Annotated in this window: 7 protein-coding genes; 4 read left to right on the forward strand and 3 right to left on the reverse strand. The window is 40.0% G+C overall.

Annotated features, from left to right (window positions below):
- Positions 1-140: 140 nt before the first annotated feature.
- From aspS to HCU67_RS03445, 4 genes are all read left to right on the forward strand, one after another.
- Positions 141-1889: an aspartate--tRNA ligase gene (gene aspS / locus HCU67_RS03430; RefSeq protein ID WP_168551183.1), complete on the forward strand. Its 1749-nt coding sequence runs from the start codon at positions 141-143 to the stop codon at positions 1887-1889.
- A gap of 49 nt (positions 1890-1938) precedes the next feature.
- Positions 1939-3720: a chloride channel protein gene (locus HCU67_RS03435; protein WP_168551184.1), complete on the forward strand. Its 1782-nt coding sequence runs from the start codon at positions 1939-1941 to the stop codon at positions 3718-3720.
- Positions 3720-3977 carry a hypothetical protein gene (locus tag HCU67_RS03440; RefSeq protein WP_168551185.1) on the forward strand — a complete coding sequence of 86 codons (258 nt, stop codon included), beginning with the start codon at positions 3720-3722 and terminating at the stop codon, positions 3975-3977. The genes HCU67_RS03435 and HCU67_RS03440 overlap by 1 nt, the downstream gene beginning before the upstream one ends.
- 80 nt (positions 3978-4057) lie before the next feature.
- Complete coding sequence (locus HCU67_RS03445; RefSeq protein WP_168551186.1) at positions 4058-4252, forward strand: cold-shock protein; 195 nt, start codon at positions 4058-4060, stop codon at positions 4250-4252.
- 58 nt (positions 4253-4310) lie between these two features.
- On the opposite strand, the gene HCU67_RS03450 is transcribed toward HCU67_RS03445, so the two are convergent.
- The 3 genes from HCU67_RS03450 to HCU67_RS03460 all read right to left on the reverse strand — a co-directional run.
- Positions 4311-4760 (reverse strand): nucleoside deaminase, encoded by a 450-nt coding sequence (locus tag HCU67_RS03450; protein ID WP_168551187.1) that lies wholly within the window; start codon positions 4758-4760, stop codon positions 4311-4313.
- Between the two features lie 77 nt (positions 4761-4837).
- Positions 4838-5494: a hypothetical protein gene (locus HCU67_RS03455; RefSeq protein WP_168551188.1), complete on the reverse strand. Its 657-nt coding sequence runs from the start codon at positions 5492-5494 to the stop codon at positions 4838-4840.
- Between the two features lie 2 nt (positions 5495-5496).
- Positions 5497-6584, reverse strand: a 1088-nt coding sequence (locus tag HCU67_RS03460; RefSeq protein WP_168551189.1) for a Calx-beta domain-containing protein, incomplete at its 5' end; no start/stop codon positions are given.

A 6584-nucleotide genomic window follows, 5' to 3' on the forward strand; every position in this document is an offset into this window, starting at 1 on the left:
TTCACTAGAAATGTAGGAAAGATTACAGCCATATTAAAATATTTTTAAGAAAATTCCGTAAAATTTCAAACGTTTTCGTTAAGAATTATTCATATCGTATTCTTTTCGAACTGATTACCTTTGCACCCAAAATTTTGAGCATGTACAGAAGCCAGACCTGTGGAGAATTAAATCAGGGCAATATTGGGGAAGAGGTAGTTTTAAGCGGTTGGATTTCCAAACTCCGTGATAAAGGATTTGTTGTCTGGATTGATCTTCGTGATCGCTACGGAATTACCCAATTGGTATTTGATGAAGAGCGTACCTCAAAAGACCTTTTAAACAGTGTTCGTTCATTGGGTCGTGAAACGGTTATTCAGGTTAAGGGGAAAGTCATTGAACGTGCTTCAAAAAACCCAAATATTCCTACGGGTGACATTGAAGTTTTGGTCGAGCAATTGACTATTTTGAACGAAGCTCTGTTACCTCCGTTTACCATAGAAGACGAAACCGATGGTGGCGAAGAACTACGCATGCAGTACAGATACCTTGATATTAGAAGGAATCCAGTAAAAAATAACTTGATTTTCCGACACAAAGTCACCATGGAAGTCAGAAAGTACCTTTCTGATAACGGCTTTATTGAGATTGAAACACCTTATTTAATAAAATCCACACCAGAAGGAGCGCGAGATTTTTTGGTGCCCAGTCGAATGAACGAGGGTCAATTTTACGCGCTACCACAATCTCCCCAAACCTTTAAGCAGCTATTAATGGTTGGTGGCATGGACAAGTATTTTCAAATCGTAAAATGTTTTAGGGATGAAGACTTGCGTGCAGACCGTCAACCAGAATTCACCCAGATAGATTGCGAAATGGCTTTTGTGGAACAAGAAGATGTGTTAAATGCTTTTGAAGGATTGACCAAACATCTGCTAAAAGAAATCAAAGGTGTGGATATCGATACCTTCCCAAGAATGACCTATGATGAAGCTATGGCCAAATATGGAAACGATAAACCTGACATTCGATTCGGAATGGAATTTGGAGAATTGAATGCCATTGCCCAGCATAAAGATTTTAATGTATTTAATTCGGCTGAGTTGGTTGTGGGAATCGCCATTCCAGGTGGTAATTCCTACACTAGAAAGGAAATAGACAAACTCATCGACTGGGTAAAAAGACCACAGATTGGGGCGAAGGGAATGGTCTATTGCCGATGCAATGAGGATGGCACCTTTAAATCTTCGGTTGATAAATTTTACGACCAAGAAGATTTGGCCAAATGGGCTGCGGCCACTAGTGCCAATGCAGGAGATTTAATTTTGGTTCTTTCTGGTGAAGCCAATAAAACAAGAGCGCAATTGAGTGCTCTTCGTATGGAATTGGCCGAACGCCTAGGACTTCGAAACCCAGATGAGTTCGCACCACTTTGGGTCATTGATTTTCCATTGCTGGAATTGGATGAGGAAACAGGGCATTATCATGCCATGCACCACCCATTTACCTCACCTAAACCAGGACAGTTGGAGTTGTTGGACACCAATCCAGGGGATGTAAAAGCCAATGCCTACGACTTGGTTTTAAATGGTAATGAAATTGGTGGGGGTTCCATTCGTATTCACGATAAGGAAACTCAAGCCATCATGTTCAAACATTTGGGCTTTACCGAGGAAGAGGCAAAATCACAATTCGGATTTTTAATGGATGCCTTTCAATACGGTGCTCCGCCCCACGGTGGTATTGCTTTCGGATTGGATAGATTGGTCTCCATTTTAGGAGGACAAGAAACTATTCGCGATTTCATCGCTTTTCCAAAAAATAACAGTGGCCGAGATGTGATGATTGACGCACCTGCCACAATTGATGAAGAGCAGCTAAAAGAATTGCATTTGAAATTAGACCTTTAGTCCTAGCTGAAAACCTAAAACAGTCTAACTTTACATTAGCTTTCTTCTAATGTCTAAGTTTAAGACCCTTCTAAAGAATTTCCTTAAGTGGAGGTATAAACATATCTCAAACAAGACCTTTGTCCATATTTTGAGCGTATTGGTAGGGTTTTTAGCTGGTTTGGTTTCTGTTACCCTCAAAAATGTTACCTACCTAATTGAAGCAGTCTTAGAAAAGGGGATTATCATCTCTGAAAACTCCTTGTACTTTATCCTTCCTGTTATTGGTCTTTCATTGGTATTCGTTTATGTGAAATTCATTGGTAAAAAACCTATGGAACATGCCATATCATCTATTTTGTTTTCCTTATCTAAAAACAAGGGAATGTTGATTGCCAAGAAGATTTACACCCCATTGATAACGGCTCCATTAACTGTTGGTTTTGGTGGATCTGTCGGATTACTTGGCCCTGCAGTAGAATCGGGAGCAGCGCTAAGTTCAAATCTTGGAAAATTGGTGCGTATCGATGCAAAAACACGGTCGTTGCTAATTGCCTGCGCCTCTGCGGGTGCCATCGCCTCCATATTTCAGTCTCCAATTGCAGCAATAATTTTTGCAGTGGAAGTCTTCAGTATTGATTTGACAATGCTTTCGGTTTTACCTTTATTATTGGCCTCAATCTCTGGGGTGCTTACCTCGTATTTTTTCTTGGGAAATGAGAACCTATTCAGTTTTTCACTCACTGAAGGTTTTGCTTTAAACGATACCATTTTCTACATTTTGTTGGGTCTCGGTACAGGATTGGCATCCATCTATTTTACCAAGATGTATTTTGCTATTCTCAAAGTCTTTGATAGGGCCAAATCTAGAACCCTTAAACTTGTATTGGGTGGAATTGCAATAGGTATAATGCTCTACTTTATTCCTCCACTATATGGTGAAGGCTTTGGATTCATCAACGATTTATTGGATGGTGAGCATTTAAAAGCTTTAGGGAAAACACCTTTTGATACTTTTCTAGACAACATCTGGGTAGTGATTGCCCTACTATTCGGAATAACACTGTTTAAGGCCATAGCCATGACAACAACTTTTGCAGCAGGGGGAGCTGGTGGAGTATTCATCCCAACCATGGTTATGGGTAGTGCTTTGGGCAACGTTGTGGGAAAAATTATAAATAACTCAGGATTCGGTTTTTCGGTCAACGAGAGTAACTTCACTCTAATTGGGATGGCAGGCCTTATAGCAGGGGTTATTCACGCACCCTTGACGGCCATTTTTTTAATAGCTGAAATTACGGGGGGATATCAACTTTTTGTACCCCTAATGATTACAGCCTCAATTTCTTATTTGATTACAAAGAATACCTTGGATTATACCATTTACACCAAGGAATTAGCTGAAACTGGGGCACTATTAACGCACAACAAAGACCAAGCTGTGCTAACTCTCATGCAATTGGATGATGTTATCGAAACTAATTTTAAAGCTGTTTCCCCCGAAATGACCTTAGGTGAAATGGTTCACAGTTCTGTATGTAAATCGAAACGTAATCTTTTTCCCGTTTTGGATGAGGAGAAAAAACTTTTAGGTGTGGTGTTGTTAGATGATATTCGAGAGTTTATGTTTGACACAACTCGCTATGAAAATACTAAAGTTGATGATTTGATGCATGCTGCGCCGGAATATGTATTTTACGAGTCAGATTCTATGAAATCGGTAATGAAAAAATTCAAAGATAGTGGTGCTTGGAACCTTCCCGTGATTAAAAATGGGAAATATGCCGGGTTTATCTCGAAATCAAAATTACTGACCGCATATAGACAACAACTTATTGAATATTCAAGGTAATGAAGTTAAAATATCTAATAGTATTCATCGTGTTGGCATCATTTGGCTCCATAATCTATGGCTTTAACTTGGAAGATGCTGCTGGTTCTTTAAGGCACCGATACATTGGATTTGGTACGATTGGGCTTTTTTTGGTAGCAATGCCACTCTTTTTAATCAAAGAAAGTAGGGGTAAAAAGATGAAAGATTACATGTTAACCAAAGAAAACATTGAGAAAATGCAAAAAAAAGATAGAGACCAACCGAAAAATCAATAATTTTTATAAGATTTTCACAATGTTAAAGCCTTGACCACAGTCAATGGTGTATTTTCGCACTTTAATATTTATTTTTTATTATGACCGGTACGGTAAAATTTTTCAATGAATCCAAAGGATACGGGTTCATTACCAATGATGACACACAAAAGGACATTTTTGTTCACGCAACTGCCCTAGACGGATTACAGTTGAATGACGGTGACAAAGTAGAATACCAAGAAGAAGAAGGAAGAAAAGGAATGGTTGCCACTAACGTAGTGGTAATCGGATAATAATATTTTATTTTGAGTTTTTAGAATCCCGACCCTGGTCGGGATTTTTTGTTGGCTTTTAGTTCAGATTCCTTTTCTGAATAAAGAAACGCTTTAAAAGCTCGGCAGCTTCCTTTTCAAGAATACCACTTGAGACTTCTGTTTTTGGGTGCAGATTTGTTCCCATCACTTGAAAACCTCGTTCCAAATCACGAGCCGCATAGACCAATCTCGAAATTTGACTCCAATACAGGGCCCCTGCACACATTTGACAGGGTTCTAGGGTAACGTACATTGTACAACCATTAAGATACTTTCCTCCTAAAAAATTTGATGCTGCAGTAATGGCCTGCATCTCTGCATGGGCCGTTACATCATGTAATTGTTCAGTTAGGTTATGCGCTTTACCTATTATTCGGTCCTTTATTACCACAACGGCTCCTACGGGGACCTCACCCATTTCAAATGCACTTTCGGCCTCTTGCAGTGCTTTTTTCATGAAATAGTTATCATCAAACGGATTTTTCATGAGGTCAAAACTACAGAAAATGAGATTTTATCAAGCTATCAAAACCATATTGGGAAATAAAAAAATAAGCACAAGCTTTAATTGGCATAATCTCGGGTTACCTCAGAAATATTTCCAGCATTATCACGGGCCCTTGCACGAACCTGAACATTACCACTAGGAAAATCAACTAAAGTGGATACATTAATACCAAACGTTCCTTGAGAAATACCATTGACAAACAGTTCGTTTTCAGAAAAATCACCATCTGGGTCAATTGCTAAAAAGGCTATCAAAAACTGCCCTCCTTGAGGTGTAATTTCCAAAGCCGAAAGAAATGGCGGTGAACTGCTTCCCCTACTTGAAGGGGCTACTACGGTAAAAGTTTCAGAATTGACATTGGGATCATCGGTACCCACTTGCCATGTAAACCTGGTACCAGGCGTCAAGGGAACGTTGTCAATAAATAGTTCATTGGTACTTTGATTAAAGACTTCTGTACCGGTATCATCTAAAATTACCAAATTGTATGACCCTTGATAATCTCCAATTACCGTCCAAGCGAAACGTACAAACCAATCGCCAGTTCCTTGGTCATTCCCCTGTACCAAACAGACCGTATCATTAACCGGTTCAGAAAGATTAACCGAAAACGAATCTTCAATTGTTATCCCATTTGGCAAAAACTCGCCTTCACAACTTAACAACATCAAGCCAACGAGCAAAAAACCATATTTTTTGATAATTGTCCTCATAGCTAAATTTTAATGAATTGAAGTGTCTTTTGAACATAGTCGCCGGAAACATCGAGAATATATTGTCCGGATGGAATTTTAGAAACATCAATTGTTTCAGTAGTTTTTCTTTTGGAGCTCGTTTCGTCTAAAATCCTCCTCCCCGAAAAATCAAATATCCGTAGTCTTATCGGACCATCTTGAGGAAGCCCTTCAATGTATAACCATTGCCTTGACGGAATAGGGTGTACCACAACTGCATCTAAAACCACGTTCTGTTCTATAATCCCTTGACATTCTTTACTCCCTTTCACCATCACTTGATTTCGTCCTTTCTCAAGAGGTATTAGCAGCAATGCTGGAACTTCGGCCAAGAATCCATCGTAAAATGATTCAGAACCGTTGACCACAACAGAGTAAGTTTCACTTCCAACGACCTCCATTCGTAAACTTTGGGACTGTTCATCCAATAAAATGCTTTTTGCTTGAATTAACTCAGCTTGCTCAACTGCCAAAGTAAATTCCTGTACCCAGTTTTTATCGGGAATTGCCAGTTCAATTAGGTACTGACCAGCAGTTAATAAATCAAATATCCTTGATTGTCCTTGAGCTAATGTCCCTTCAGCTACTCCGTTAAACGTTAATTCAAATTCTTCTGTTGTTGTACCAATAACTACTTGTATTTGCCCATTACCAGTATTTGGGCAGGAATTTTCCAAAATAGTTACGGAAAAGGTATTCTCATTAACATCGGGCAGCGTATTTTCTTGCGCAGTATCATCATCTGAAATGGTAACCGTATCATTATCAGGGATTCCCACAGCATAGCCTGTGCCCCCAGTAAGGACTAGCACAACGGTCTCGGGACCCTCCACAAGTGCATCATCCAAAGGGTCGATGCTCACCGTGCCCGTGGTCGCTCCGTTGGCTATCGTGACCGAGCCTACCAATGTGGTGTAGTCCGTGCCCTCCGTGGCAGTACCACCAACCGTATAGTTCACAAAGATGTCGCCTCCACTGTTGTTCGCCTGGTCAAGGGTCACCGTAAAGGTACCGGGGTCAGCTGGGTTCTCAACCGCGTCAGCATCCGTCGCTGCTATGGTAGCGGTCA

It is taken from the genome of Croceivirga thetidis (genome assembly GCF_012272815.1).
Taxonomy (GTDB): Bacteria; Bacteroidota; Bacteroidia; order Flavobacteriales; family Flavobacteriaceae; genus Croceivirga; species Croceivirga thetidis.

Coding starts and splice junctions, on each gene's coding strand:
- aspS (WP_168551183.1), top strand. CDS start 141: ATGTACAGAAGCCAGACCTGTGGAGAATTAAATCAGGGCAATATTGGG.
- HCU67_RS03435 (WP_168551184.1), top strand. CDS start 1,939: ATGTCTAAGTTTAAGACCCTTCTAAAGAATTTCCTTAAGTGGAGGTAT.
- HCU67_RS03440 (WP_168551185.1), top strand. CDS start 3,720: ATGAAGTTAAAATATCTAATAGTATTCATCGTGTTGGCATCATTTGGC.
- HCU67_RS03445 (WP_168551186.1), top strand. CDS start 4,058: ATGACCGGTACGGTAAAATTTTTCAATGAATCCAAAGGATACGGGTTC.
- HCU67_RS03450 (WP_168551187.1), bottom strand. CDS start 4,760: ATGAAAAATCCGTTTGATGATAACTATTTCATGAAAAAAGCACTGCAA.
- HCU67_RS03455 (WP_168551188.1), bottom strand. CDS start 5,494: ATGAGGACAATTATCAAAAAATATGGTTTTTTGCTCGTTGGCTTGATG.